The sequence below is a fragment of the Streptomyces shaanxiensis genome, from assembly GCF_039537145.1.
Classification (GTDB): Bacteria; Actinomycetota; Actinomycetes; order Streptomycetales; family Streptomycetaceae; genus Streptomyces; species Streptomyces shaanxiensis.
Genome location: NZ_BAAAZY010000008.1, coordinates 152,526 through 178,502 on the forward strand (window position 1 = coordinate 152,526; position 25,977 = coordinate 178,502).

Genomic DNA, 25,977 nt, shown 5'->3' on the forward strand with positions numbered 1-25,977 from the left:
CCACCACCATGGACAAGATGCGGAAGTCCGCGCCGACGTCGGACACACCCAGCCGGGTCAGGCGCGGTGGCGGCGTGATGAGCTCCACCGGCCTCTACGTCGCCACGGGCGTCGCCGCCTTCCTCTTCCTGATCCCGTTCTACATCCTCGTCCGCAACGCCCTCTCCACCGACGCCGAGATCACCGGAGAGAACTGGAAGATCTTCCCCACGGACATCCAGTGGGGCAACATCGGCGAGCTCTTCACCGACGAGACGGTCCCCTTCGCCCAGTCCCTGTGGAACTCGGCGGTCGTGGCCACCCTGCACACCGTCGGCGTCCTGCTGGTGTGCTCCCTCGTGGGCTACGGTCTGGCCCGCATCCCGTACAAGCACGCCAACAAGGTGTTCTACGCCGTCCTGGGAACCCTGATGGTCCCGACCGCGGTCACCTTCGTGCCGAGCTTCGTGCTGGTCTCCTCGCTCGGCTGGGTGGACACCTACCGGGGTCTCATCATCCCGGGCCTGTTCAGTGGTTTCACCTGCTTCCTCTTTCGGCAGTACTTCCTGGGGTTCCCCAAGGAACTGGAGGAGGCGGCACGCATGGACGGCCTGGGCTACTGGGGCGCGTACTGGCGGGTCGTCGTACCCAACTCGCTGAACTTCTTCGCGGCGATGGCGACCATCACCTTCATCAACGGCTGGAACGCCTTCCTGTGGCCGCTGGTCATCGGGCAGGACCCGAGCTCGTGGACCGTCCAGGTCGCTCTCTCCAGCTACATGACCAACCAGACCGTGGTCTTCCATCTGATCTTCATGGCCACGGCCGTTTCCATCCTGCCCCTGGTGTTCGTGTTCCTCTTCCTCCAGCGCTGGCTGGTGCAGGGGATCGCGCAGACCGGTATCAAGGGCTGACGCCCTCTTCTCAAGAGCTGGAGACCGATGTCTTTCCGCACCACCCCCTCCGTCGACTACGTAGAGGACGTCTCCCCGGGCCGCGGAGCCCTCCCGCCCCGCGCCTGGTACGCCTCCTCGGACGCGAAGTCCCTGTCCCTGAACGGCAGCTGGCGCTTCCGTCTGTCGGCCACGGCCGACGCCGAGGACGACTCCTTCGCCGAGCAGGGATACGACGCCGAGGGCTGGGCCGAGGTCACGGTCCCCGGCCACTGGGTCCTGCAGGGCGACGGCGCGTTCGGTTCGCCCATCTACACCAACCACCTCTACCCCTTCCCGGTCGATCCGCCGCACGTCCCGACCGAGAACCCGACCGGCGACCATGTGCGGGTCTTCGACCTGCCGGCGGACTGGCCGGCGGACGGCGGGGCGGTCATCCGCTTCGACGGCGTCGAGTCCTGCGCCCGTGTCTGGCTGAACGGCACGGACATCGGCGAGTTCAAGGGCTCGCGGCTGCCGCACGAGTTCGCGGTCGGGCAGCTGCTGAAGCCGGCCGGCAATGTGCTCGCCGTCCGCGTGCACCAGTGGTCGGCGGGCTCCTACCTGGAGGACCAGGACCAGTGGTGGCTGCCCGGCATCTTCCGTGACGTCACCCTGCTGCACCGCCCGACGGGCGGCGCGGGCGACTTCTTCGTGCACGCTTCCTACGACCACACCACGGGCGAGGGCACCCTGCGCGTCGACTCCGACGTCGACGGGCGGGTGTCCGTGCCCGCCCTCGACATCGATGTCGCGACCGGCGAGCCGGTGACCGTCGCGGTCGAGCCGTGGTCGGCGGAGACGCCGAAGCTGTACGACGGCGAGCTGGTCACGGCCGGCGAGCGCGTGCCGCTGCGCATCGGCTTCCGTACGGTCGTCCTGGAGGACGGCCTGATCAAGGTCAACGGCAAGGCGGTCCTCTTCAAGGGCGTCAACCGGCACGAGTGGCACCCCGAGAAGGGCCGCGCGCTGGACCTGGAGACGATGCGCGAGGACGTGCTGCTGATGAAGCGGCACAACCTGAACGCGGTGCGCACCTCGCACTACCCGCCGCACCCGGCCTTCCTCGACCTGTGCGACGAGTACGGCCTGTGGGTCATCGACGAGTGCGACCTGGAGACCCACGGCTTCACCGAGCAGGCCTGGCGCGACAACCCTGTCGACGACGACCGCTGGACCCCCGCCCTGCTGGACCGCGCGGCCCGCATGGTCGAGCGCGACAAGAACCACCCGTCGGTCGTCTTCTGGTCCCTCGGCAACGAGGCCGGCACCGGACGCGGGCTGACCGCGATGGCCGAGTGGATCCACGGCCGGGACTCCTCGCGGCTCGTGCACTACGAGGGCGACTGGGACTGCCGGGACACCGACGTGTACTCGCGGATGTACGCCTCCCACGAGGAGGTCGAGCGCATCGGGCAGCACCTGGACGGCGGCACGCACAAGAGGCGTGGGTTGCCCTTCATCCAGTGCGAGTACGGGCACGCGATGGGCAACGGCCCGGGCGGCATCGCGGACTACCAGCAGATCTTCGAGCGGTACGAGCGGCTCCAGGGCGGCTTCATCTGGGAGTGGATCGACCACGGCATCAAGCACCCCGAGCTGGGCTACGCCTACGGCGGCGACTTCGGCGAGGAGCTGCACGACGGCAACTTCGTCTGCGACGGGCTGATCTTCCCGGACCGGACGCCGTCGCCGGGGCTCGTCGAGTACAAGAAGGTGATCGAGCCGGTCCGGATCGAGGGAGACGGCACGGGCGGCGCCGTACGGGTGACCAACGCGTACGACTTCGGCGATCTCTCGCACCTGGAGTACGAGTTCTTCTACTCGGTGGACGGCTTCCCCACGGGCGCTCACACGCTCGCCGTGCCGCCGCTCGCGCCGGGTGAGTCGGCGGAGGTCAAGCTGCCGACGGCGGCACCGGACGGCCAGGGCGAGGAGGTCCTGTGGACGGTCCGCGCGCTGCTCGCCGCGGACACATCCTGGGGGCCCAAGGGGCATGAGGTGGCGTGGGGCCAGGGCACCGTCGCTCCCCGCACACCGGTGACCGTCACCGCCTCGCAGCGGCCCGCGCGCGACGAGCGGCTGATCACGCTCGGCCCGGCGACCTTCGACGCCCGCTCGGGTGCGCCGAGGACGATCTGCGGCCTCGACGTGACCGGGCTGCGCCTGGACGTGTGGCGGGCGACGACGGACAACGACGAGGGCGCGTCCTGGCAGGACGACACGCGCTACGGCGTGCTGTGGCGCAAGCTCGGCCTGCACCGTATGCAGCACCGGCTGGACGCCGTGGAGCTTGGCGACGACGGGTTGACCGTGCGTACCCGGGTGGCGCCCGCCGCCGCCGAGGTGGGCCTGCGCACGGAGTACCGCTGGACGTCCGACGGCACCCTGCTGAAGCTGACCGTGTCCGTGACGCCCGAGGGCGACTGGACGGTGCCGCTGCCGCGGCTCGGCATCCGCTTCGGGATCGCGGCCGACTCCGCGCGGGAAGTCCTGTACTTCGGCGGCAGTGGCGAGGCGTACCCGGACACCCGAGCCGCCTCCAGGCTCGGCCAGTGGATGCCGGACATCGACACCATGCAGACCCCGTACGTCCGCCCGCAGGAGAACGGCGCCGTCGCCGACGTCCGCTGGGCGGAGCTCGGCGGCCTGCGGATCGAGGGCGTCCCGGAGTTCTGGTTCAGCGCCCGGCCCTGGACCAACGAGCAACTGGACGCCGCCCGACACCTGACCGATCTCACGCCGGGGGACACCCTCTGGATCAACCTCGACCACGGCCAGCACGGCATCGGTTCGCAGTCGTGCGGCCCTGGCCCGCTGCCGCAGTACTTCCTGAAGGCCAAGCCTGCGGAGTTCTCGTTCGTGTTCTCGAACCACGAGTGAGAAACCTCCGTGTGGAAGCTGTAAATCGATTGACCGATTGATCGACTTTCCGACACCGTCGGAAGGCCACCAGCGGCCGGTCGGCACTCCTGCCGACCGGCCGCAACTTGCGTTCTGCACAAGGGAGTTGATGTCACTTGATTGGCAGTATCGAGGTTCGCGGTCTGTCCCGAACCTTCCACACCACGACCCGCCGCCCCGGCTTCGCGGGAGCACTCCGCTCACTCGTCAACCCGGAGCGCGTCGCCAAGCACGCCGTCTCCGACGTGACCTTCTCCGTCGCCCCGGGCGAACTCCTCGCCCTGCTCGGCCCGAACGGCGCCGGCAAGTCCACCACCATCAAGATGCTGACGGGCATCCTCACCCCCACGTCCGGCGAGGCCCGGGTCGCGGGTGTGGTGCCGTACGAGGAGCGCGAGCGCAACGCCCGCAACATCGGCACGGTGTTCGGACAGCGCACCCAGCTGTGGTGGGACCTCCCGGTGCGCGAGTCGTTCGCGATCCTGCGCGACATCTACGAGGTGCCGAAGCCCGAACACGCCACGCGGCTGAAGGAGTTCGACGACCTCCTCGACCTCTCCTCCTTCTGGGACACCCGGGTCCGTCACCTCTCCCTCGGTCAGCGCGTCCGCTCCGATCTGGCCGCCGCCCTGCTGCACGACCCGCCGGTCGTCTTCCTCGACGAGCCGACCATCGGCATGGACGTGGTGGTGAAGGAGCAGGTGCGGGAGTTCCTGCGGCACCAGGTGGAAGAGCGCGGCCGTACGGTCCTGCTCACCACCCACGACATGACGGAGGTCGAGCGCCTCGCCGAGCGGGTCGTGCTGATCAACCACGGGCGGCTCGTCCTGGACGGCACCCTCGACGAGATCCGCCGCAAGTTCGGCTCGACCTGGCAGGTGCGGGTGACGCTCGCCGACCCGCACACCGAGGTCGGCGCCCTGCCGGGCATCGCGCTGCTGCGGCGCGAGGGCCCGCAGGCGGTCTTCGGGCCGGACGGTCCCGACGCGCCGACCGTGCACCAGGCGCTCAAGCAGGTCATCGAGCGGTACGAGGTGACGGACCTCGCCCTCGACGAGGCGGACCTGGAGGACGTGATGCGCGCCGCGTACGTGCAGGCCGGGCCGGCGCCGGAGGGTGCCTGAGATGGCCGCCGTACTGCACGGCTGGCGCGCCGCCCGCGTCACGCCGCTCGGCGAGCTGCACACGCCGCCCCGCATGACGGCCGTCCTGCTGCGGCTGACCGTCCAGGTGGTCCTGGTGGCGTCGCTGTGGCGCGGCCTGTACGCCCAGACGGGCACCACCGCCGGACTCAGCCGCGACCAGGCGGTCACGTACGCCGTCATGGCCGTACTCGCCTCCCGGCTACGGGAGTTGGACCAGTACGCCGGGCGGGACACGGTCCTTCAGCACATGCACTTCGGCACGATCGTCTACTGGTATCTGCGCCCGCTGCCGCCCCAGCGCTACTACGCCCTGCGCGCCCTCGGCGAGCAGCTGTACGGGCTGGCGTGGGCGCTCGGCGGATACGCCGTGTGCCTCGCGGCCGGAGTCGTGGAGCCCCCCGAGTCGGCTGCCATGGCCGGGGTGTTCGTGCTGAGCATGCTGCTCGGCCAGTGGGTCCTGTACTACGTCATGCTCACCCTCGACCAGCTGTGCTTCTTCACCCTCCGCAACAACTCCGCGATGCTGATCCTGATCTTCGCGCAGAACCTGCTGTCCGGGGTGTACGCGCCGCTGTGGTTCTTCCCGGACTGGTTCATCACACTGAGCGGCTTCCTGCCGTTCCAGGCGACGCTCAGCGTGCCGTTGTCGATCTACGTCGGCCGCATCGAACTGTCCGACGCGGGCGCCCAGTTGGCGATTCAGGCCGCGTGGGTCGTCGTGCTGGCGCTGTTCACCCGGTGGGTGTGGCGGCGGGCCGCGCGGCGAGTGATCTCGCAGGGAGGCTGAGATGTCGGTGAAGACCGTGAAGTCCCTGCGCATCGTGTGGCGCGTCTCGCTGCTCAACATCCGGGCCGCGATGGAGTACCGCACGGAGTTCCTGCTGAACATCGCGATCGGCGCGATCTGGCAGGTGTCGGTGATCGTGTTCGCGACGGTGCTGCTGGCGCGGTTCACCGGGATGGGCGGCTGGGACAGCTCGGACGTGCTGCTCATCCCGGCGATCCGGATGCTCGCGCACGGGCTGTTCGTGCTCTTCCTGGGCCGGATGCACTTCATCGGCCGGCAGGTCCAGGAGGGCAGCATCGACGTCTATCTCCTGCGCCCCATGCCGGTGCACCGCCAGGTCCAGCTCGCCTACTTCCCGACCAACGCGATCGGCGACCTCACGGTCGCGGCCGGCCTGATGGTGGGCGCGCTCAGCCGCAGTCAGCTGGAATGGACGGCGGGCCGGGTCTCGTATCTGATCGCCGCGATCATCGGCGGGATGCTGCTGGAGGCGGCCCTGTTCACCGCGGTGGCCGGAGCCTGCCTGCGCTTCCCGGCCGCCGACTACTGGAGCCGCTGGCTGGAGGAACTGCTCGGCACGTTCGGCAGCTACCCGCTGAACGTCCTCCCCCGGGCGGTGGGCGGTTTCCTGACGTACGCCCTCCCGCTCGCCTTCGTCGCCTACCTCCCCAGCGCCGTACTGACCGGCCACGACCACGACATCGGCGTGCCCTACTGGCTGGCGGCGGCCTCTCCGCTGCTCGGCGTCGCCCTGTACCTGGCGTCGCGGCTGGTGTGGCGGTGGGCGTTGCGGCATTACACGGGGGTGAACGGCTGACGGGTGGACACGGCCGAGTGGGGCCGCTGAGCAGTTCGACGGCGGGGCGATCCGGTGGCGATCGTCCCGCTCACCGTGCTGCTCGGCCGTGCGCGCGCAGCACCGCGACGACGGGTACGTCCCGGGCCCGGCCGACGGCCGGGGCTGGTCGGCGGCTCCTCGGAGGGCGTTCCTGCCGTAGCCCTCCCCCAGTGCGCCTCGTACGTATTCCATCGCCCCGTCGATTCGAGACCACGAACTCGACGCGGATCCCCGGCAACCTCAAGGGCGTTGGCGGCAACCGAAGGAGAACGCACCCCGCATCCCCACCTCCCAGGAGTGGCCGTGTCCCCCACCCCTCGCACCCGACCGCCGCCGGCACCTCTTCCGCCGCCCCCTCCCCCTCGCCGCCGTGGGCGCCCTCATCGCCACCGCTGCCGTCGCGGTCCCCCAGTTCACCCCGGACGCCTCGGCCGCGACGACCCTGCGCGGGTACGCCGACGGGCGCGGCGTGCGGATCGGCGCGGCGGTCGCCGACGGGCCGTCGCAGAGCGAGTCGGCGTACACCGCGGTCCTGGACCGGGAGTTCAACTCGGTGACGGCGGAGAACGCGATGAAGTGGGACGCGCTGGAGCCGAGCCGGAACAGCTACAACTGGGCGGCCGCCGACCGGCTGGTCAGCCATGCCGCCGCGCACAACCAGGGGGTGCGCGGGCACACGCTCGTCTGGTACGCGCAGTTGCCGTCCTGGCTGAAGAACGGCAATTTCTCGGCGTCCGAGCTGAACACGCTGCTGAAGAAGCACATCGACACGACCGTCGGCCGCTACAAGGGGAAGATTTACGCCTGGGACGTCGTCAACGAGGCGTTCAACGAGGACGGCTCGATGCGCAGCTCGCTGTGGCAGGACAGACTCGGCACCGGCCACATCGCGAACGCCCTGCGCTGGGCCCATGCGGCGGACCCGAGCGCGAAGCTCTACATCAACGACTACAACATCGAGGCGGACAACGCCAAGAGCGATGCCCTGTACAACCTGGCCAAGCAACTCCTCGCCCAGGGCGTCCCGTTGCACGGCATCGGCTTCCAGTCTCACTTCGTCGTCGGCCGGCTGCCGTCCTCCATGAAGGCGAACCTCAAGCGCTTCTCCGACCTCGGCCTGGAGGTCTCGGTCACCGAACTCGACGTCCGCATCCCCCTGCCCGCCTCCTCCGCCGAACTCGCCCAGCAGTCCACCGACTACAAGACGGCGAGCGAGAACTGCCTGGGCGTGCCCCGGTGCGCGGGCGTCACCGTCTGGGGCCTGACCGACAAGTACTCGTGGGTGCCTACACCGGGTTGTCGAACGGGCTCAATCCGGCGGCCTGAGCGGGGCCTCAGTGATCCCCACAACACGGCGTAGGATCCGGCACCTCGAACGGTACGAGTGTGCCGCCGACGGCGGGCATGGCGGTCAGGACGAGTTCGCCCGTCTGCCATTGCGGGCGTACGTGATTGCCGGTCGTCAGTCGGGTGTCCGGGTCCGGTCGGACGGGGGTGCCCAGGACCGTGACGCGGTCGATCGCCGAGTGGGTGAGCACGTCGGCGATCGTCAGGGTGCCGGTCAGTGACGAGACGCCCGGGTAGATCACCGCCCGGCCCACCGTGTCCGGCGAGCCTGGGGACACCTCGTGGCCCTGGGCGGTGAGCCGCTCCTGGGCGGTACGCAGGAGCGGCTCGGACGGGAGGGTGAGGGAGAGGGCCACGCGCGGGCGCTCTCCGCGCACCAGGTGGGTGCAGCCGAACGTGCCCTCGGGGAGGGCGAGTTCGGCCGTCAGGGTGTGGAGCAGGTGGTCGGCCGTACGGAGGTCCCGGGCCTCCGTGTCCACCGTCAGGACGTGCGGCGTCACGAGGGCAGGACCCACACCGGGTTGGAGTAGAACCACAGGTCGCGCCACGGGTCGGCGTCGCCGACGACGTCGATGGCCGGGCCTGCCGGGTCGACGGCGGCGCCCATCGGGCCGGGGGCGCTCCGGTTGCCGTCCGTGCCGCGCAGACGTACGTAGACGGGGTGGTCGACCTTGCCGAGGTCGTACGTGAGGCGGACCGTGCCGGTCGATTTGTTCACCTCGTACGACTTGACCACCTTCGCCGTCGGCGCGGTGAACGTGTCCTTGTCGGCGACCGGGCCGGTCACATCACCCTGGATGACGTCCACGCGCGCCAACTTCGGTATGAAACCGGCCCAGTTGGGCCCTCCGGCCATCTCCACGTCCACCGTCAGCGTGACGTTCGTGCCCTTGCGGACGTGCAGGGCGCCGCCCAGCGTGGCCCACCGGCGGCCACCGGTCACGCGGACGTCGAGGCCGCTGATGAGCCGGCCGTGGTCCACCCAGACGCGGCCCGCGCGAATGCCGTCCATGACGGCGGCGTAGGAGAAGCCGTCGGCACCGACGTGCGTACGGCTGTACTGGCCGGGCCAGTAGTCGCCCTGGGTGATGTCGATCTGGCCGCCGTAGACCGGGTCGGGGTGGCGGCCGTCGGTGTTGAAGTCGCCGCCGGTGCCGCGCACGGCCGTGTCGGCGTAGACCTGGTGGGAGTCGGAGTTGGCGGTGATCCACCACGGCTTGCCCTCGGCGAGGAGGCTGTCCCACAGGCCGCCGACGGTGGCGGTCATCCAGTCGAAGCCGCCCCAGGTGCGGTAGCTCTCCAGCGGGTAGCCGGCGAAGGAGTTGGCGCTGGGGTTGTTGTCGTAGATGCCACGGGCGCGGGCCATGCCGAGGGGCGCGGGCAGGCCGGCCGCCTGGTGGCCCGGGGCGCCCTCGAAGCCGACGGCGATCTGCCGCGTCGGGCTCGCGTCGCGCCAGCCGCGGATCTCGTGCGGGGAGTCGACACCGCGCCGCGCCGGGTGGTTGGCGAGCATCAGCGCGTCCTTGACCTTGCGCCGCCGCACCTGCTCGGCGAGGAAGTTCAGCCCCGCGACGGCGAGCGCCTCGTTCGCGGGCGTCGAGTCACCGGCGCCCTTGACGCTGCCGTCGTAGTCGGTCTCGAACTGCTTGAGGACGGAAACCTCGTTCTTGCCGGGATGCACGAAGACGGTGCCGTGCTCGGCGGCCGGGATGTTCCACTCCAGGCCCTGGAAGACGAGCGTGTCCTCGTAGGCGTCCCGGGCGGCCCGGATGTCCGGGTTGACCTTCTCGACGCCGATCCTGGCGTGGGTCGTGCTGCCGTGGTCGGTGATGACCAGCCAGTCCATGCCGTGCCTGGCACCCTGGCGGACCTGGTCGACGACGCGGTACTTGCCGTCGCTGCTGTACTGGGTGTGGATGTGGTGGTCACCGGCCAGCCACAGGAAGCCGTTCGTCCTGCGGCCGCCCGATGCGGGGGACGCGGGCAACGCGTCGGACGGGGCGGCGGCGGCCGCGGTCGGGGTGACGACGCTGCCGGCGGCCAGCCCGGCGCCCAGCAGACCCGCCCGGCGCAGCAGCCCGCGGCGCGACTGCTGTTCGGGGGTCAGGGCCTCGTCGGGGACGGAGGTGTCGAAGGCGGCGGGCAGGGCGTCGGACGACGCTGCCCCGTCGTGCGAATCGTGGTGTCCGTGTCCGTGCCCGTGTCCGTGGTGGTGATGACCGTGCGCGTGCCCGTGCCCCATGAACGCCTCCCCATGCCGCTGCCTTCTTCGACTGCCGTCCGCAGCCGCCTCCCCCGGCGCTTCTGCGCCACCTGTGGAGGATCAAGGCGAAACATGAACGTTGAACGAGCGGCGGGTGACCGCCCGGCGCCCCGGACACGGCGGAACGCCGCGTCCCTCACTGTTTCCCCAACCGCCCTTGTACGTCACCCTGGTTGACACCGAACCTGAGCAGCGCTCACCTTCTTGCCGTTCCCCACCCCACCGGAGACACCCCCACCATGAGAAGACTGACAGGCACCCTCGCGGCAGCCGCACTGGCCCTCACCGGCCTCACCACCACCGCGGCCACGCCCGCGACGGCCGCCACCTCCGGCACCTTCGACGTCCTGACGTACAACGTCGCCGGCCTCCCCCTCGGGCTCGGCGACAGCGACCCCGAGACGAACACGCCGCTCATCGGGCAGCGCCTGGCCCCGTACGACATCGTGAACGTCCAGGAGGACTTCAACTACCACGCGTCGCTGTACGCCAACGACACCCACCCGTACCGCACGGCGACCAGCGGCGGAGCGGGCATCGGCGACGGCCTCAACACCCTCTCGGACCGCTCCTTCGAGGACTTCGAGCGGGTGAAGTGGAACAACTGCACCGGCACCAACTGCCTGACCCCGAAGGGCTTCACGCTCGCCCGGGTGCGCCTCGCCGAGGGCGTGTTCGTGGACCTGTACAACGTCCACACCAACGCCGACTCCGACGACGCCGCGCTCGCCGCCCGCCGCGCCAACGTCGAGCAGCTGTCGGACTTCATCCAGGCCAACTCGGCCGGCAACGCGGTGATCGTCATGGGCGACACCAACACCCGCTACACGCGCACCGGCGACAACATCCGCACGCTGGTCGCCGAGAACGGCCTGACGGACGCCTGGGTACAGCTGGTCAAGGGCGGTACGCCCCCGGCGGCGGGCAGCGACGCGCTGCTCTGCGACGCGGCGGCCCCGACCAACGACTGCGAGGTCGTGGACAAGGTCCTGTACCGCGGCAGCGACCTGGTCTCCCTCAACGCCACCCGGTACAACAACGACTGGGCCAAGTTCCTCCGCGAGGACGGCAAGCACCTCTCCGACCACTTCCCGCACACGGTCGACTTCTCCTACACCCTCGACTCGTCCCTGCGGGCGAGCGACTTCTTCGGCGGCCCGCACGGCACCGCCTTCAACGACGCCGACGACCTGCCGGCCACACCCGCCCCCCGCACCCTGACCCTGCGCGGCGGCTCCCGCCTGGACGCGGTCTCGCTGACCCACGACGGCGGCACCGCCCTCACCCACGGCGGCACGGGCGGCACGGCCGCTTCCCTGACCCTGGCCTCCGGCGAGCACCTCACCGCCGTAAAACTGACACAGGGCCAGAAGGACGGCCGCACGCGGATCTTCTCGGCGTCGTTCACGACAGACAAGGGCCGAACGCTGTCCTCCGGCACGGCGACGTCGAACACGAAGACCTTCACGGCGCCGTCCGGTTGGCAGATCGTCGGCTTCACGGGGCGGTCGGGCGACGAGATCGACAAGCTGGGGGTGCTGTACGCGCCGATCGGCTGACGGTGCGAGACTTCCCCGGTGACACCGGAGCCACAGGGACCGTACAACCGCAGGGTGCGCCTGGTCGTCGAGGTCCGTGACGACCAGGACGAACTGGAACTGGCCACCGGAGTGTTCGCCGCCCAGGGGTGGGGTGTACGGCCCGCACGCAGCGGTGACTCGGTGACCACCGAAGACGGGTACGCCGCGCTCGTCGTCGAGATCCCCGTGCACGGCTCCCGCTGGACCGCGCGGCCGACGGCCGTCGAACGGCTCACGTCGCTCGCCGGGCGGCGCAAGCTCGACCTGTGGGTGCGCGAGAGCAAGCTCATCCCGCCCAAGCCGACCGAGTGGCAGACCACTTACCACGTGCACCGCAAGGCGCCGCAGGACGCGGGCCCGGTCCTGCGGCGGCTGGCCGAGCACTGGATCGCCATCGGCGGGCTGGACGTACGGCACACCCTGCATCTGCGCGGGGAGCACTCCGACGAGCAACGGGACCGGGCGCTCGCGGAGTTGGCGACACGCAACATCGGCGGGCCGCCGTTCGACCCCGACACGCACGACATACGCCGGGCGATGGGGCCCCGGACCGGGACCGGGTCGGCCGCACCGCATCGCGATGCGGGGTTGATCGCGGTGGTCTGCGCGACCGTCCTGGTCTGCGTCGCGAGCGGCGTCGTCCTCGGCGCCCTCACCTCCCCGTGGCGGCTGGCCGCAGCGCTGATCCCCACCGCCATCTGCTGGCCGGTGGGCGCGTGGATGACCTCGAACGCGCCGCCTCCGAAGCTCGTCCGGCTGGGCTGCGGCGTGATCCTGACGGGCGCCATGACGTTCGTCGGCTGGATGTGGGGGCGCTCCGCGGACACGGACCTGTCCGGGTTGCTGACCGGGCTGGGCATGGTCCTGGGCATCGGGCTGACGCTGTTCGGGCTGTGGTACGCGCTGAGCGCCTCCTGGTTCAGCCGCAACGTGCAGTGGTTCCTGCCCGTGCTGGCCGCGCCGCTGCCGTTCGTCATGCCGTGGGTCGGGGCGTTCCTGCACGCCGTGTACCTGGAGGAGCTGTTCGGGATTCCGGCCGGTGCCGTGCACGTGGGCTTCTACTGGCAGTACGCCGTGGCGTTCCGGCCGCTGGCCGTGGCCGTGGCGTTCGTCCTGGTGCTCGTGGCGCTGGCCGGCTGGGCGCGGCACTTCAATGTGCAGGCGCCCGTCAGCGGGTTCTTCCGGCTGATGCTGGTGCTGGCGGGGATCGTCGCGGTCCTGACGGTCGTGCAGATCTCGTTGGACGACCTGGACAAGGCCGCCGACCGGGCGATGAACGCGGCCGCCGAGGGCCGGCGTCCCCCGGCCTACTTCGGCATCCGGCCCGAACTCGTCTGCGTGGAGCCCGTGGGCGACAGGACACCTGTCATCAACGGCCCCGTCCCGACCGGGCATCCGGTGCTCTCCTTCCAGGCGAGCGGCGACACCGTATGGCTCTGGGACCCGGCCCCCTCCCGCGGCGAGGACACCACCCGCCACGCCCTGCGCGTACGGGCGGAGGACGTGGCGCTGGTGCAGGCGGAGGGCAGGCACTGCTGAGTGCGGTCCGGTCCGCGGCGCATTGCACAATGTGACCGGCCGCCGTGATCCACAAGGCCCGTGTCCCCCTGTCCTCCCCCCACGCCCGAGAGAAGCTCATGCATCGCGACTCGTCCTGGGATCCCCTGCCCGTTCGTGGCACAGCTCAGCTGACGTGCCAGTTCCTGCTCACCACGGTGTACGCGCCGGTGCACTGGGTGCTGTGCACCGCGTTCACGCTCGTGTACCTGGCCTTCGGCTACGTGCTCGAATTGATCAGCTGGATACCTGGCGTCGAGTCGGGATACATGAAGCTGGCCGACCTGGTGTACGGCAGGATCCTCCCGTGGTGGCCCCGCTGGTTCGTGTCGCTGCCCGAACTCCGCCACGAAGGAGACGTCGCCTTCTACCAGGCACGCGTCGAGGCGAAGCTTGCCCGGTGGTCGGACAACTGGAAGTACCCGCATACGGAGATCCCCCTGCGCGGGTACCGTGCCGTGGGCGCGGGCTATGTGGCAGAGCGCGCGAGTGAGTTCGGCTGGCGGTTGACGGACGGGCGGCAGCAGCCGGCGGCCGAGGTGAAGCTGACCCGCATCACCTACGTGCAGCCGACCTCCTAGCGGGACGCTCCGGTGAGGCGCCGCAGCGACTCCCGGGCCGGCGGGCCCCAGCTGGGCTTGCCTCCGGGGCGGCCCCGGACACCCGCCTCTCCGATGAGCAGGCCGCTGAGAGCGCGCCCCACCGCCCAGCCGCGGGCGCGGCGCAGCGTCGCGGCGTCGGGGGTCGGCCGGTAGGCGGCGTGGAAGCGGTCCTCGGCGCCGTCCGGCAGCAGGATCCAGGCGGCGGCGAGATCGCAGGCGGGATCACCCGCGCACAGGTCGCCGAAGTCGATCACCCCGCAGATGGTGCCCTCCGCGGTGAGGACGTTGGCAGGGTGCAGGTCGGCGTGGAGCCATACGGGCGGGCCCGACCAGCGGGGCGCGGCGACGGCGTCCTCCCAGACCGCGCGGACGGCATCCGGGTCGGGGACCAGCCCCATCTCGACGGCCGAGGCGAGCTGCCTGGCGAACCCCTCGGTGCGGTCGGCCAGGGCCCCGCCGCGGTCGCGGCCTGCGGGCGCTCCGTCCGGGGCGGGCCGGTGCAGAGCCGTCAGGAAGGCGGCCAGGGTGTCGGCCGCCTCGGCGCCGCGCGTGACGGGGTCGCGGTCGGCGGGCGAGCCCGGTACCCAGGTGGTGACGATCCAGGGCCGCGGAAACAGCTCGGAGGGCTCGCCGAGGCGCTGCGGGACCGGGACCGGCAACGGCAGGTTCGGGGCGAGGCCGGGCAGCCATGCGTGTTCCTTGCGCAATAGCTCGTCGGCGCTCTGCGTCGCCCAGGGCATCCGGACGGCGAGGTCGTCGCCGAGCCGCCACAACTGGTTGTCCCAGCCCCGCGCGCCGAGTTGGACGGGGCGTTCGGCGAGGTCGGGGTGCTGGTCGTGCAGCAGGCCACGGACCAGCTCCGCGGTGATCTCGATCTCGGTGTGGGTCATGCGGGGCTACGGTAGTCGGCCGACCGACCGACTACCGGCTGTTCGACCAGTCGACCAGTCCGGCCAATTGAGACGTTCCGCGCGGGCTGCTGACCTACCTAGGATGATCCCTAGAGCTCTTAGGCCACGTTCGTATCCGGAGGTCAGCCAACCCCATGGCCCGCGCAGGACTCACCGCCGACCGTCTCACCACGGCCGCCGCCGAGCTCGCCGACGAGGTGGGGTTCGAGAACGTCAGCCTGTCCGCGCTGGCCCGGCACTTCGGGGTGAAGGACGCGAGCCTGTACTCGCACGTCAGGAATCTGCAGGACCTGCGGACACGGGTCGCCCTGCTGGCCGGTGGCGAGATGATCGACCGGATCGCCGCCGCCGTCGCCGGACGCGCCGGCAAGGACGCGCTCGCCGCCTTCGCGGACGCGTACCGGGAGTACGCCCTGCGACACCCGGGCCGCTACGCGGCGACCCAGATCCGGGTCGACCAGGCCCTGGTCGCCGACTCCCCCGCGATGCGCCGCACCGCCGAGATCACCTACGGCATGCTCCGCGCCTACGACCTGGAGGAACCCGACCTGACCGACGCCGTCCGCCTGCTGCGCAGCACCTTCCACGGCTACTGCGCCCTGGAGTCCACCGGCGCCTTCGGCGCGCCACGGGACGTACGGGAGTCCTGGGACCGCGCGGTCGACGCCCTGCACGTGGCACTTGTGAACTGGCCGCGGTACGGGCACGACCGGTGACCGCCCCAGTTGTCACCCTGACCACTTAGACTGGAGGCTTCGCGGAGGTCACACGCCGCCGCCACGGGGGAGGGAGCGTGTCTTGTCCCAACAGCAGCTCGGACGCGGCCCCTTGAGGTCCCGTCAGCCCGGTCCCACCCCTCCCGCTCCCGACGAGGAACCCGCGGACGACTCGCCCCCGGCGCGTTTCGTGGGATGGCTCGGCGGCCTCGGCTGTCTGGCCGCCGGGTACGGCGTGTTCCAGTTCCTGTTCAGTGTGCTGCCCGGCTCCATCGAGGGTTCGGCCGCCCGGTATGTGATCGCCGGGATCAGCGGACTCGGCACCTCCGTCGCGGCGTGGCTGGCGGCGGCGCTGCTGCGGGCCAGGACGTCAGCAGCGGCCGATCCCGCGCGGGCCACCGCCGTGGGGACCGCCGCGATGGCACCGGGGGCACCGGGCCCGCTCCCGAAGGTCTTCGCCTCCGCCTACGAAACCCTCGTCGACCAGGTGTCCGTGGTCGACGACCCCGAGCACGGGCGGCTCACCGGCTGGCCGCACTCCCTCGGTGAGGACTCGCCCTCCCGACCCACCCCCGTCGGCACCGCGTACGGCCTGCACATCATGCTCGACCTGGGTGTGCCGGACGGACGGCTGAGCACCGGCGACCTCGTGGACACGCTGTGGCGGCTGCGGCTCCCGGACGGTGGCTGGTCGGCGCGGTCGCAAGGTTCCGAGGCGCGTCCGGAGGTCACCGCTCTGGTGCTGGGCGCGCTGGCCCGGGCGGGCACGTCCGCCGAGCGGCTGGCCGCGGAGGTGGACCGCTGCACGGGCGGCTTCACGCGCCAACTCGACCGCGCCGGAATGGAGTCGACCCATGTGGTGACGACGGTGCTGCGCGGTCTGCTGCGCGCCGCGCCCCGCTCCGACGCCCTGCCCCTGCTGCGCGAGGCCCTCGCGGACGGCTCGATCAGCGACCCGCGCCGCGAGCACCTGCGCTGCTGGGGCTACCGGCTGCAGCCGCCGTACGGCAGACCGTCCCCGCTGCACACCGCGCAGGCCGTCGTCGCCCTCGACCGGGCCGCCCGGGTCCTGGGCGAGGACGGCGACGCCCGCGCCGCGCGCGCCCGGACCGCCCGCGAGGACGGCGTCCGCTGGCTGCTGTCCTGCCCGGACGCACCGCACGACACCTGCCCGGACCTGGAGAACCTGCACGAGGAGGTACGCCGGCCCCGCACCGACGACCCCTCCCGCCACGAGGTGCTGAACGTACGGCACTTCACCGCCTCCTGGCTGGTCCGCGCCCTGCTCTCCCCAGGCGCCCTGGAGATCGCCCGCACCGACGGGCTGGAGGACGAGTGGCGGGTACGGCTGGACGGAGCCCTCGCCGCGGTGTGGGCGGGGCAGTCGGACGGCATCTGGTACTGGGGGCCGGGCGCCGGCATCGAGCTGCGGCGGCCCATGTGGATGACCTACCAGGGGCTGTCGGCGCTGCGCGCGCATGCCGTATGGATGTATCAGCCGGGTGGCTGAACTCACGGGTGAAGAGCGGCTGTTGGAGGATGAGTGCATGGGCGGTCGGCAGGTCCTGGCGGCGCGACGGCGGCTGGCCGGGGTGCTGGACGCTGAACTGCCCGAGCACGAGCTGGCGGCCGCCGCACGCTCGGTCGTCACCGAACTCGGCTCCCCCGACCGGCTGCGGGAACTGGTCGCCGAACTCGCGTCCGGTGAGGGCGATCCGGAGGGCTGCGCGCGGCTGTCGTACCGTCATGTCCTCGGCTTCGACAAGCTGCTGCTGATCGACGGCGGCCCGCGCCACATGCTGCGCGCGCACGTGTGGCATCCGGGCACGGGCGCGATCGGCGAGGAGGACATCCACAACCACCGTTCACCGCTGGCGTCCTACGTCGTCCAGGGCCGGCTGGCGATGGAGTTGTACGAGGTCGGCGACGAGGCCGGCGGTATCGCGGCGGCCCGCTACGAGGAGTCGCTGGCGGAGCGGTCCGCGGACTGGGTGCTGAGGCCGGCCGGTGGGGCGCGGCTGCGGCTGACGCATGTGGGGCAGTACGCGGCGGGAAGTTCGTACGCGCTGCCCGCGCACACCCTGCACCGGGCCTGGTGCGACACGGACGCGCCGACGGTCACGCTCTTCCTGGAGACCGGCGCCGAACGGCGGCCGCACACCGATGTGTTCACGGCGGCGGGACCGCATCCGGGTGCGGTGGCGAAGGTCCCGCTGGAGGTGCCGGACTATCTCGACGCGTTGCGTGAACTGGCGGAGCGGCTCAGGGCTGGGTGAAGGCCTGCCGGACGATGTCGAGGTTGTAGTCGTCGATGTCGACCGTGGTCAGCTCGGCCGGGGCCAGCCAGACGGAGTCCTGGTCGGGCTCGGGCAGGGTGATCGCCGTGGACAAGGGCCGGACCAGGAAGTTCTCCTGCCAGTTCTTGATCTCGTGCCCTCGGTAGTCACTGAGGAAGGAGGACTCGCCGACCTTGCGGACGACCTCGCCGAGCAGCCCGGTCTCTTCCTTCAACTCCCGCAGCGCGCCGTCCTCGGGACTCTCATCGGGCTCCAGCTTCCCGCAGGGAACGCCCCACACCCGCGGCAGGAACCGCTCCTTCTCACTGCGGCGGACCAGAAGCACCCGCTGCTCGTCGTCCATCACGACGGCGGCCGCCAGGCGCCTGTCGCCGGGGATGTCCATGGTCATGGTTCCTCGGTCCCTCGCCGGTGATGAGTCCAAAGGGTCTGATACCCGGGAAAGTGTCAACGGTAACAGGAACGCGCGATCCGCCGCTGTGAGTCAGGTCGCGCCGTCGGCGGTCCCCCGGCGGCTGAGCGCGTCGACCTCCTGGTACGACGGTGTGGCGCCGCGCGGTGTGCGGCCCGCCCGGATCTCCGCGACCGCTTCCAGGGCCGCGCCGAGTGCCCGCCGGTACGGCAGCGATCCGAGGCTGACGCGGCGCACGCCGAGGTCGGCGAGGTGGGGGACGGTGGGGCCGGCCGGCGAGTAGAGGACGTTGAGGGGCACGTCGAGGCTCTTGACCAGGGCGGCGATGTCCCCGGGGTCGGTCAGTCCGGGGACGAACACTCCGTCGGCCCCGGCCCGTCGGTAGGCGTCGAGCCGGGCCGTGGTCTGCGCACGGTCGCCGTCGCCCAGCCAGTAGGTGTCGGTGCGGGCGTTGACGAAGAGGTCCGGTACGGCCGACTTGACGGCCGCGATCTTCGCGGCGTGCAGGGCGGCGGAACCCATCCGGTCCTCGAGATTGATGCCGACGGCGCCGACAGCCGCGAGCTCCCGGGCGAACTCCCTCACTTCGGCGGGATCCTCGCTGTACCCGTCCTCGGCGTCGACGGAGAGCAGGTACGGCTCCGAGCCGAGGGTGAGGGCCAGGCGGAGCGTCTCGTCACGGGTGGCCGACGTCCCGTCGGGCAGACCGGCGGCCGCGGCGACGCCGAGGCTCGTCGTGCCGATCGCCGGGAAGCCCTGGGCGGCGAGGGCGGTCGCGGAGGCGTGGTCCCAGGCGGTGGGGAGGAGGAGGGGTCGGCCTGTGCGATGCAGGGAGGTGAAGGGGTTGTCGGTCATACCGGCACGCTAGAGCCGGGTCTCTTCGGTGCTCGCCGAAGTGCGCGACTCGGTCACATCGGCCCGAACGGCCGGATCAGCACATCGGTCACATCGGCCGGACCAGGGCCGTGACCAGGGCGGCGACTCCGCCCTGCACCGCGGACAGAACGGCGTCCCTGGCGCCGCCGGCGAGGGCCCTGGTGAGCGCCTGGAAGCGACCCGGCTGGGAGTTGACGGCGGCCACGACCGCGCCCGGGTCGGTCACAGTGCCGTCCGAGGCGACCATGCCGTCGCGCGCCAACTCGGCCACGAAAGAGCGCAGTTCGGCGACGGCGGCGTCCAGCTCGGCACGGGTCGGCCCGTTCGAGTGCGTCACCGTCTGCTGGTTGTGGTCGCCGACCTGCTTGTACTGGTTCCCGCCGACCTTGTCCCCGTATACGAAATCCGACATTGCAGCAACCTCCCGGCCGTGTCAGGTGTACATACGATTTCCGCTTCCGGTCTGCTTGTGCTGGTCCCGGCCGACCTTGTCGCCCATCACGACGTCCCCGTGCACTTGTACGGAGGTCGCCTGGGCGGGTGGGTTCTCGATGGCTCCGACGATGACGTTTCGGATCCGGTGGATCTCCGGGTAATCCGTGCCGGACAACGCGGTGTATTGCGTGCCCGCCGTCTCGATGACGAGGGCGTAGCGGCGTCGCCTGAAGAAAATCCGGTAGAGGAGTATGACGAGCCAGTAGGCCACCACCACTCCCGCCACAGCGGAAAGGACTGCGGCGAACTGACGCGCCATTTGCCCGATATCCGAATCGACGCTCGGCGGGAGCCGTGGCGGAACCAGCACGGCCGCACCGACGACAGCCCCGACGACGAGCACGATGGCGGCGATCTGCCGCAGCGGATAGAGCGTGGCGTACTTGCCGCCCCAATAGACCTGCAGCGTCTGCACCCGGGAGATATTGGCCAGCGGATAGACCTCGTGTCCGATCTGGACGACTCTCTTGCTGATGACTATGTGGCCGACCCGCTCCTTCGCCATGTCGCACTCACATTCCCATGCGCGCGACGGCGTGGTTGTTGGGCAGCATGATGTTCCCCCGTTCACTGAACAGCGACTGTCACGCCCGACCAGCCGCTGCCCGGAATTCGATGGGCAGCAGTGTGCTCCCTTGATATTGGGCCAACAAGCCTTTTGGAAAAGGTCGGTAGGGGAGGGGCATCAGGGACGAAAGAGTTCTTGATGTGATGCCGGTCACCACCTGGAAAACGGGGCAACCTCCGGGCCGTCGGCGGCGACCGGGGAGCATGACATCCGCAAGACCCACCACCGGTCACCGCCGGGCCCGTGTCGCTCGCAAGCCCGTCATCGCCGGCCTCGCCGCCACCGCCGCCCTGGTCGGGGCCTGGTACGCCTCCGCGGGCGCGGCCACGTCCACCGCGCCGAACCTCACCCCGACGACCACCACGGTGACCCTGCCGGCCAAGTTCCCCTACTTGTCCGCCGGTTACAACAACACCCGTGAGTGGACGCGCACGGCGACGGCCGCGGCCCCGAACGGCACCCTCCGGGTGGCGTGGCCCGCCTCGGACGGCATCCATGTCACGCCGCTGACCTCCGCCGGCAAGCGCTCGGGCGCGGACACCGTCGTCAAGGGCACGAAGGAGGTCGGCGGCCTCGTGGCGCACAACGACGGCTTCGCGCTGCTGACCCGGGTGGCCGACACGAACAAGTGGAAGGAGACGGCTGCCGCGATCGTCCGCTACACCAACGGCAAGCAGACCTTCCGCACCAAGCTCACCGGCACCGCCTCGAACGACACGTCCCCGACCCTCGACGGCCGGCTCACCTGGAACGGCACCAAGTACGGCGCCTACTTCGTCGTGCACGGCGCGGGCGGCTTCGCCGACGGGCACTTCGGCGACAAGCTGTCGTACGTCGGCGCCAAGGGCGCCAAGCTCAGCGGCGGTTGGGGCTGGGGCTGCAGCCACAACGAGGGCATCGCCCTGCACGCCGAGAAGACCGGCGCCTTCACCTCCCTCTGCTTCGACGACTGGCGCTCGGGCCTGTTCGTGTCGACGGGGATCGGCGCGCCCGACAACGCTCCGGTCGTGCAGCGCGAGCAGTGCTGGGCGGGCTACTGCGGGGGCACGTATCCCAGCCGTACCGGCGATCTCGTGAAGTCCTCCACCGGCCGTTACGCCACCGCCTTCGCCTCCCGCGGTGCCGCGTCCGCGAAGAAGAACCCCGAGGACTCCAGCGGCCGCGGCTGGACGGTCACCCCGAAGACCAGCACCCACCAGGTGGCCGTCGCCTTCCTGAAGAACCGCAACTCCGGCCCCGGCAAGGCGATTCACCTCTCGAACAACAACGGCGTCGAGCACGTCAACGTCCGCCTGGCCCCGTACGGCAAGGACCGGCTGCTCCTGTCCTGGGAGTCGCTGAAGAACGCCAAGTGCAAGGACGGCACCTGCACCGGCACCTTCACGGGCACGAACTTCCGGCTCATCGACTGGAACGGCAAGTTCCAGAGCGCCACGAAGGTCGTCAGCACGCGGATCACCGGCGACATCGCGGTCCAGAAGGACGGCACCCTGACCTGGGCGTCCGTGCCCGTCACCCCGTCGTACGCGAGCCCGCTCAGCGGCGCGTCCCCGAGCACGACGACCCTGAAGATCGCCCGCCTGAAGCCCTGAGGCCGGACCGGACGTACAACCACCGACCCCGTCCGACGCGTCTCACAGGTGCGAAATACGCGCGGACGGGGGAGGTCGGTGCGATGTCCGGCAAAGGCAGGCGGCTGCACGACGGCGCGCAGAGCGTGCGGCGGTTCTTCTGGCTGCCCCGGGGGACGCCACGTCACCCGGCACAGCCGGTGCCCCTGCTCCGCGTCTGGCTTGCCCTGCTGGCTCTGGGAGCCGGTGGGGCCGCCCTCGGCCTGGAGTGGGAGGGCACCTTCGTCATGTGGTTGGGGACGGTGTACGCCATGCTCGACGACGTCATCAAGGGCGTACGGCATCGCTGGCCGGCCTTCGCGGCGGCGCTGGCGGTCGGCTGGGTCGTCGACCGGCTCGCCTACGCCGTCGTACCCGCCGCCTCCGACTCGCTGTGGGGCGAGTACGGCGTCTACGTGGCCTGGACCCTGGCGGCCCTGGCGACCTTCACCGCGATCACCCGCCTTCCGTCGCGGGAACGCTGATCCGCTCGACCATCCGGCGCACGACCTCGACGGGCAGCGCCGGATCGGCAGCGGACTCCCGCGGCTGCTCAGGCTCGCACGCTGACGTCGTCGCCGTCCGCCAGGCGTGCCCGGATCTCCCGCCCGTCGCTCCAGCGGACGTGGATCGTGCCTTCGTCGTCCACGCGTACGGTCACCAGTTCGTCCAGCGGTGCGGGGTCCCGTTCGGCGGTGAGCCGGGCGAGGGCGACAAACAGCGTGTCTCCCTCGCCGGTGGCGCCGGAGAGGTCGTTGCCCAGACCGGCGACCGGTCGGATCTCCGCACGCACGCCGTCCCGGCAGGCCCAGCCTGTGACCCGCACCGGCGTCCCCGCCTCCACCCCGGCCACCAGATGGGCCCGCACCTCCACGGCCCCCTGTGCCAGCACGAGGCTGGTCACCCGGGCTCCCCCGCCCGCCGAATGCCGGGACGCCACCCAGCCCTCCCCCACGCCCAGCGGCACGATGTCCGTACGGCTCGGGTCGTGGCCGACGATCACGCTGTTGTCGTACGACGGTGAAGGCCGCGTCAGCGTCGAGTAGGCGAGGCGTGTGTAGTACGGGTCGTAGCGGACGTCCTCGCTGCCGTGGTTGTGGAGGCGCACCAGGCCGTCCGAACTCGTGGACTGCAAAAGCCAGTTGGGGGCGGTGATCGGCGTGAGGGCGTCGGCCCGCTCGGCCGGTCCCGACTCCTCCACCGCCGTCCAGACCTCGTGCTCCGCCGGGAGGAGCAGGCCGAGGAAGCCCTTGCTGGCCCAGTACGGGGACGCCGGGCCCGAATAGCCTTGCAGGACCGTCTCGTCGGGGCCGTGCCAGCCGAGGGTGAGCAGGCCGTTCGCGTCCACCGCGCCCCGCTCCAGGAAGTACTTCAGGGCGCCGGAGGCCAGCCGCCTCGTCTCCCCCGGCGTGAGCGGCGTACGGCCCGTCAGGGCGCCCAGCCACAAGGGGGCCGTCGTCGCGAAACGGTAGGTCAGGGAGCGGCCCTGATGCATGGGGGCGCCGTCGCCGCCGAACAGGCGGGCGTAGTCCTCCAGGTGGCGGGAGAGTCGGCCGCCGTACAGGTCGAGGAGGCGTTCGTCCTGTGCCAGCCAGGCGTGCAGCACCGGGTAGAGGTGCATCGCCCAGCCGTTGTAGTAGTCGTACTTCCGGCCGTCGCCGTCCGTGTACCAGCCGCCGCCGACGTACCAGTCCTCGATGCGCTCCAGGCCCCGGTCGATCGCCTTGCGGGACTCCTCCGCCTCGTACCCGATCTCCTGGAGGAAGCCGCCCACCGTCACCGGGAACAGCTCCCAGTTGCAGGGCCAGGCCTCGGCGGTCAGCGCGTCGCCGAGCCAGGCCGCCGCGCGCTGCCGTACCCCGTCGTCCAGCCGGTCCCACAGCAGGGGCCGGGTCAGTCGCAGCGCGAGCGCGATCGACGCCGCCTCGACCAGGGGCTGGCCGCGGTCCTCGATGCGGGGCCAGACGCCGGTGACGCCGGCCGCCAGGCCGTCCGCGTACCGCTCCAACGCCGTCTCGTCCCGGCGGAAGGCGGCCAGGAGGAGCGTACGGGCGTAGCCCTCCAGGCCGTCGGAGAGGCGGCCCGACCAGCTCTGGTGGTCGCCCGGGAAGTGGTAGAGGGCGCGGTCCTCCGTCGCGTACGGCTCCACCGCCGCGAGCAGGGCGTCGGCCGCCGTCTCCCAGTGGGCGCGGGTGTTGCCGGTGTGCGGGCTCAGGGTGCGGTCGGCGGGAGGCAACTGCATGGGTTCTCTTCCTGCTCTGCTCTGTGAAGGTCAGGCCTGAGGCGCCCCGGTTCCGGTCGGGACGCCCCAGGAGTTTGGAGCTGCTGCCGCTGGAGTGCCTTCAAGGGTCTCCTGGCGAGCGGGAGTGAGTGCCGGTGGTCGGTGTCGTATCGCGCGCCTCGGCCGTGGTGTCGGCTTTCAGTGGGGAACTGACGTACCCACATCGAATGTGTGACCTTCAGCGGGAACTGCTCGTTGGGTGCGGTGACGGGTTCTTCGGGTGGGGGCGGGGTGACGGTGTGGGTGGGCTGAGGAGTATGGCGGCGTCGTTCGTCGCGTCCGGTCCGAGTGGTGTGGCCATCCGTACCCGCCTCAAGCACCTGGCACCGGACGATGAGAAGGTACTGCGTCTGGTCGGCGCCCATCTGGGGTCGCTGGCCTCGAAGGATCTCAGGGCGCGCTGCCGGGATGGCCTGGAGCACTCCACTGAGACGTGGGCGGGACGCAAGCGGGAGCTGACGCCGCTCTCGTCGTCGCGCTGGGCCGGGGCGATCACCAAGGCGTCGCACGACCAGTGGGCGCTGGCCCGCCGCTGCCAGCTGACCCAGATCCAGAACCTTGAAGCGGGCATCCGCACCATCGAGCACCGGCTGTCCCAGCCGGTCGGGCAGAAGGGAACCAAGCAGGCGCCGGGCGGTTACCGGTCGCGGCGGGAGTGGCATGCGAAGTCCCGGCGACTGCGGGTGCTTCAGGACCGGCTGGCCACCGCACAGGCCGACCGCGAGGCCGGACTCACACACGTCGTGCGCGGCGGCAAGCAACTGGCCCGCACCCGGCACCACCTGGCCGAGGCCGGGCTCACGGAGTCGGAGTGGCGCCGGGGCTGGGAGGCCGAGCGCTGGTTCTGCCAGGCGGACGGGGAGTCCAGCAAGCGGTACGGCAACGAAACGATCCGCATCAGCCCGGACGGCAAGGTCAGCATCAAACTCCCCAGACCGCTCGCGCACCTGGCCAACACCTCGCACGGACGGTACGTCTTGGCCTGTCGGGTCACGTTCGCGCACCGGGGCACCGAGTGGGCCGACCGCGTCGCAGCCAACCGGGCGATCGCGTACCGCATCCACCTGGATACCGGCCGGGACCGCTGGTATCTGACCGCGTCCTGGCAGACCCCGCCCACCCCCTCCCTCCCCATCGAGGCCGCGCTCGCCCACGGCGTGCTCGGTGTCGACATGAACGCCGACCACCTCTCCGCCTGGCGCCTGGACGCCCACGGCAACCCCACCGGCAGCCCGCGCCGCTTCTTCTACGACCTGACCGGCACCGCGCAGCACCGCGACGCCCAGATCCGCCACGCCCTGACCCGCCTGCTGCACTGGGCCCACACGTGCGGCGTCAAGGCGATCGCGGTCGAGGACCTGGACTTCACCGCCGAGAAGACCCGGGAGAAACACGGTCGCAGGAAGCGCTTCAGGCAGCTGATCTCCGGCATGCCCACCGGGAAGCTCCGCGCCCGGCTGGCCTCGATGGCCGACGCCATGGGCATCGTGGTCATCGCCGTCGACCCGGCCTACACGTCGAAGTGGGGTGCCCAGCACTGGCAGAAACCCCTCACCACCACGACTCGTAAGATCACTCGCCACGACGCAGCCGCCGTGGCGATCGGAAGGCGCGCCCACGGACACTCGATCCGGCGACGGACGACACCGCCCCCACAGCACCGGAGTGATGCTGTGGGGCATCGGACCGTCCAGGCCGATCAGCGTGTTCCCGAGCGTGAGGAAACCCGCCCCCGCATCCCCGGACCGCGGACACGATCCGTCCGGCCCGGACGCGGAGCGAACGCGGGCAACCAGAACGCCCAACACCGTTCGGGGCGTTCGGCCGAGCATGGGTTCTGGCAACAGGATTCACTTCCGCTCAGTCCCTAGGAACGG

23 protein-coding genes are annotated in these 25,977 nt (G+C 70.9%); 15 read left to right on the forward strand and 8 right to left on the reverse strand.

The features are described from left to right. Window positions 1–17: 17 nt before the first annotated feature. The 6 genes from ABD932_RS12360 (at window position 18) to ABD932_RS12385 (ending at window position 7,945) form a co-directional block, all read left to right on the forward strand. On the forward strand, window positions 18–893 hold the full coding sequence (locus ABD932_RS12360; RefSeq protein ID WP_345011999.1) for a carbohydrate ABC transporter permease: 876 nt from the start codon (window positions 18–20) through the stop codon (window positions 891–893). 27 nt (window positions 894–920) lie between these two features. Continuing rightward, a complete protein-coding gene (locus ABD932_RS12365) occupies window positions 921–3,794 on the forward strand; it encodes a glycoside hydrolase family 2 TIM barrel-domain containing protein (RefSeq protein WP_345011727.1) in 2,874 nt (957 codons plus the stop codon). A 137-nt stretch (window positions 3,795–3,931) separates the two neighbouring features. Then, window positions 3,932–4,939, forward strand: coding sequence for an ABC transporter ATP-binding protein (locus ABD932_RS12370; protein ID WP_345011729.1), 1,008 nt, complete (start codon window positions 3,932–3,934; stop codon window positions 4,937–4,939). Between the two features lies 1 nt (window position 4,940). Then, the gene (locus ABD932_RS12375) at window positions 4,941–5,747 is read left to right on the forward strand and encodes an ABC-2 family transporter protein (RefSeq protein ID WP_345011731.1); all 807 of its coding nucleotides are present in this window, start codon (window positions 4,941–4,943) and stop codon (window positions 5,745–5,747) included. Window position 5,748: 1 nt separating this feature from the next. Next, window positions 5,749–6,564, forward strand: coding sequence for an ABC transporter permease (locus ABD932_RS12380; RefSeq protein ID WP_345011733.1), 816 nt, complete (start codon window positions 5,749–5,751; stop codon window positions 6,562–6,564). Between the two features lie 391 nt (window positions 6,565–6,955). After that, entirely contained in the window at window positions 6,956–7,945 is a 990-nt protein-coding gene (locus ABD932_RS12385) for a glycoside hydrolase family 10 protein (protein ID WP_345011735.1), read from the forward strand. On the opposite strand, the gene ABD932_RS12390 is transcribed toward ABD932_RS12385, so the two are convergent. Then, window positions 7,920–8,432 carry a hypothetical protein gene (locus tag ABD932_RS12390; RefSeq protein ID WP_345011737.1) on the reverse strand — a complete coding sequence of 171 codons (513 nt, stop codon included), beginning with the start codon at window positions 8,430–8,432 and terminating at the stop codon, window positions 7,920–7,922. The two genes, ABD932_RS12385 and ABD932_RS12390, sit on opposite strands and share 26 nt — an antisense overlap. After that, window positions 8,429–10,174 (reverse strand): PHP domain-containing protein, encoded by a 1,746-nt coding sequence (locus tag ABD932_RS12395; RefSeq protein WP_345011739.1) that lies wholly within the window; start codon window positions 10,172–10,174, stop codon window positions 8,429–8,431. Before ABD932_RS12395 ends, ABD932_RS12390 begins: the two co-directional genes overlap by 4 nt. Window positions 10,175–10,434: 260 nt before the next feature. Between ABD932_RS12395 and ABD932_RS12400 the strand changes: the two genes are divergently transcribed. The 3 genes from ABD932_RS12400 (at window position 10,435) to ABD932_RS12410 (ending at window position 13,913) form a co-directional block, all read left to right on the forward strand. After that, window positions 10,435–11,754, forward strand: coding sequence for a jacalin-like lectin (locus ABD932_RS12400; protein WP_345011741.1), 1,320 nt, complete (start codon window positions 10,435–10,437; stop codon window positions 11,752–11,754). Window positions 11,755–11,772: 18 nt separating this feature from the next. After that, window positions 11,773–13,314 carry a hypothetical protein gene (locus ABD932_RS12405; protein ID WP_345011743.1) on the forward strand — a complete coding sequence of 514 codons (1,542 nt, stop codon included), beginning with the start codon at window positions 11,773–11,775 and terminating at the stop codon, window positions 13,312–13,314. A gap of 98 nt (window positions 13,315–13,412) precedes the next feature. Beyond that, window positions 13,413–13,913 carry a hypothetical protein gene (locus tag ABD932_RS12410; protein ID WP_345011745.1) on the forward strand — a complete coding sequence of 167 codons (501 nt, stop codon included), beginning with the start codon at window positions 13,413–13,415 and terminating at the stop codon, window positions 13,911–13,913. Here ABD932_RS12410 and ABD932_RS12415 read toward each other — a convergent pair. Then, a complete protein-coding gene (locus tag ABD932_RS12415) occupies window positions 13,910–14,824 on the reverse strand; it encodes an aminoglycoside phosphotransferase family protein (protein WP_345011747.1) in 915 nt (304 codons plus the stop codon). The two genes, ABD932_RS12410 and ABD932_RS12415, sit on opposite strands and share 4 nt — an antisense overlap. A gap of 155 nt (window positions 14,825–14,979) precedes the next feature. Here ABD932_RS12415 and ABD932_RS12420 point away from each other — a divergent pair, with 155 nt between their 5' ends. From ABD932_RS12420 to ABD932_RS12430, 3 genes are all read left to right on the forward strand, one after another. After that, the gene (locus ABD932_RS12420) at window positions 14,980–15,561 is read left to right on the forward strand and encodes a TetR/AcrR family transcriptional regulator (protein WP_345011749.1); all 582 of its coding nucleotides are present in this window, start codon (window positions 14,980–14,982) and stop codon (window positions 15,559–15,561) included. Between the two features lie 82 nt (window positions 15,562–15,643). Continuing rightward, window positions 15,644–17,071: a prenyltransferase/squalene oxidase repeat-containing protein gene (locus tag ABD932_RS12425; RefSeq protein WP_345011751.1), complete on the forward strand. Its 1,428-nt coding sequence runs from the start codon at window positions 15,644–15,646 to the stop codon at window positions 17,069–17,071. A gap of 37 nt (window positions 17,072–17,108) precedes the next feature. Next, window positions 17,109–17,837 (forward strand): hypothetical protein, encoded by a 729-nt coding sequence (locus ABD932_RS12430; protein WP_345011753.1) that lies wholly within the window; start codon window positions 17,109–17,111, stop codon window positions 17,835–17,837. On the opposite strand, the gene ABD932_RS12435 is transcribed toward ABD932_RS12430, so the two are convergent. The 4 genes from ABD932_RS12435 to ABD932_RS12450 form a co-directional block, all read right to left on the reverse strand. Then, window positions 17,824–18,243, reverse strand: coding sequence for an NUDIX hydrolase (locus ABD932_RS12435; protein ID WP_345012000.1), 420 nt, complete (start codon window positions 18,241–18,243; stop codon window positions 17,824–17,826). The two genes, ABD932_RS12430 and ABD932_RS12435, sit on opposite strands and share 14 nt — an antisense overlap. A gap of 99 nt (window positions 18,244–18,342) precedes the next feature. Next, the gene (locus ABD932_RS12440) at window positions 18,343–19,125 is read right to left on the reverse strand and encodes an isocitrate lyase/PEP mutase family protein (RefSeq protein ID WP_345011755.1); all 783 of its coding nucleotides are present in this window, start codon (window positions 19,123–19,125) and stop codon (window positions 18,343–18,345) included. 88 nt (window positions 19,126–19,213) lie between these two features. After that, on the reverse strand, window positions 19,214–19,558 hold the full coding sequence (locus tag ABD932_RS12445; RefSeq protein ID WP_345011757.1) for a hypothetical protein: 345 nt from the start codon (window positions 19,556–19,558) through the stop codon (window positions 19,214–19,216). A gap of 21 nt (window positions 19,559–19,579) precedes the next feature. Then, window positions 19,580–20,146, reverse strand: coding sequence for a DUF6232 family protein (locus ABD932_RS12450; protein ID WP_345011759.1), 567 nt, complete (start codon window positions 20,144–20,146; stop codon window positions 19,580–19,582). Window positions 20,147–20,412: 266 nt separating this feature from the next. On the opposite strand from ABD932_RS12450, the gene ABD932_RS12455 reads away from it, so the two are divergent. Next, window positions 20,413–21,801 (forward strand): hypothetical protein, encoded by a 1,389-nt coding sequence (locus ABD932_RS12455; protein WP_345011761.1) that lies wholly within the window; start codon window positions 20,413–20,415, stop codon window positions 21,799–21,801. Window positions 21,802–21,884: 83 nt separating this feature from the next. Continuing rightward, window positions 21,885–22,304, forward strand: coding sequence for a hypothetical protein (locus ABD932_RS12460; protein ID WP_345011763.1), 420 nt, complete (start codon window positions 21,885–21,887; stop codon window positions 22,302–22,304). 68 nt (window positions 22,305–22,372) lie between these two features. Here ABD932_RS12460 and ABD932_RS12465 read toward each other — a convergent pair whose 3' ends face one another. Beyond that, a complete protein-coding gene (locus ABD932_RS12465) occupies window positions 22,373–24,061 on the reverse strand; it encodes a DUF2264 domain-containing protein (protein ID WP_345011765.1) in 1,689 nt (562 codons plus the stop codon). A gap of 296 nt (window positions 24,062–24,357) precedes the next feature. Here ABD932_RS12465 and ABD932_RS12470 point away from each other — a divergent pair, with 296 nt between their 5' ends. Then, window positions 24,358–25,971 carry an IS200/IS605 family accessory protein TnpB-related protein gene (locus ABD932_RS12470; protein ID WP_345011767.1) on the forward strand — a complete coding sequence of 538 codons (1,614 nt, stop codon included), beginning with the start codon at window positions 24,358–24,360 and terminating at the stop codon, window positions 25,969–25,971. Window positions 25,972–25,977: the final 6 nt, after the last annotated feature.

What these genes read in the sequence shown, in the direction of transcription:
- ABD932_RS12360 (WP_345011999.1), top strand. Translation starts at nt 18, where the DNA reads ATGCGGAAGTCCGCGCCGACGTCGGACACACCCAGCCGGGTCAGGCGC.
- ABD932_RS12365 (WP_345011727.1), top strand. Translation starts at nt 921, where the DNA reads ATGTCTTTCCGCACCACCCCCTCCGTCGACTACGTAGAGGACGTCTCC.
- ABD932_RS12375 (WP_345011731.1), top strand. Translation starts at nt 4,941, where the DNA reads ATGGCCGCCGTACTGCACGGCTGGCGCGCCGCCCGCGTCACGCCGCTC.
- ABD932_RS12380 (WP_345011733.1), top strand. Translation starts at nt 5,749, where the DNA reads ATGTCGGTGAAGACCGTGAAGTCCCTGCGCATCGTGTGGCGCGTCTCG.
- ABD932_RS12395 (WP_345011739.1), bottom strand. Translation starts at nt 10,174, where the DNA reads ATGGGGCACGGGCACGCGCACGGTCATCACCACCACGGACACGGGCAC.
- ABD932_RS12400 (WP_345011741.1), top strand. Translation starts at nt 10,435, where the DNA reads ATGAGAAGACTGACAGGCACCCTCGCGGCAGCCGCACTGGCCCTCACC.
- ABD932_RS12410 (WP_345011745.1), top strand. Translation starts at nt 13,413, where the DNA reads ATGCATCGCGACTCGTCCTGGGATCCCCTGCCCGTTCGTGGCACAGCT.
- ABD932_RS12415 (WP_345011747.1), bottom strand. Translation starts at nt 14,824, where the DNA reads ATGACCCACACCGAGATCGAGATCACCGCGGAGCTGGTCCGTGGCCTG.
- ABD932_RS12420 (WP_345011749.1), top strand. Translation starts at nt 14,980, where the DNA reads ATGGCCCGCGCAGGACTCACCGCCGACCGTCTCACCACGGCCGCCGCC.
- ABD932_RS12430 (WP_345011753.1), top strand. Translation starts at nt 17,109, where the DNA reads ATGGGCGGTCGGCAGGTCCTGGCGGCGCGACGGCGGCTGGCCGGGGTG.
- ABD932_RS12435 (WP_345012000.1), bottom strand. Translation starts at nt 18,243, where the DNA reads ATGGACATCCCCGGCGACAGGCGCCTGGCGGCCGCCGTCGTGATGGAC.
- ABD932_RS12440 (WP_345011755.1), bottom strand. Translation starts at nt 19,125, where the DNA reads ATGACCGACAACCCCTTCACCTCCCTGCATCGCACAGGCCGACCCCTC.
- ABD932_RS12445 (WP_345011757.1), bottom strand. Translation starts at nt 19,558, where the DNA reads ATGTCGGATTTCGTATACGGGGACAAGGTCGGCGGGAACCAGTACAAG.
- ABD932_RS12450 (WP_345011759.1), bottom strand. Translation starts at nt 20,146, where the DNA reads ATGGCGAAGGAGCGGGTCGGCCACATAGTCATCAGCAAGAGAGTCGTC.
- ABD932_RS12455 (WP_345011761.1), top strand. Translation starts at nt 20,413, where the DNA reads ATGACATCCGCAAGACCCACCACCGGTCACCGCCGGGCCCGTGTCGCT.
- ABD932_RS12460 (WP_345011763.1), top strand. Translation starts at nt 21,885, where the DNA reads ATGTCCGGCAAAGGCAGGCGGCTGCACGACGGCGCGCAGAGCGTGCGG.
- ABD932_RS12465 (WP_345011765.1), bottom strand. Translation starts at nt 24,061, where the DNA reads ATGCAGTTGCCTCCCGCCGACCGCACCCTGAGCCCGCACACCGGCAAC.
- ABD932_RS12470 (WP_345011767.1), top strand. Translation starts at nt 24,358, where the DNA reads ATGGCGGCGTCGTTCGTCGCGTCCGGTCCGAGTGGTGTGGCCATCCGT.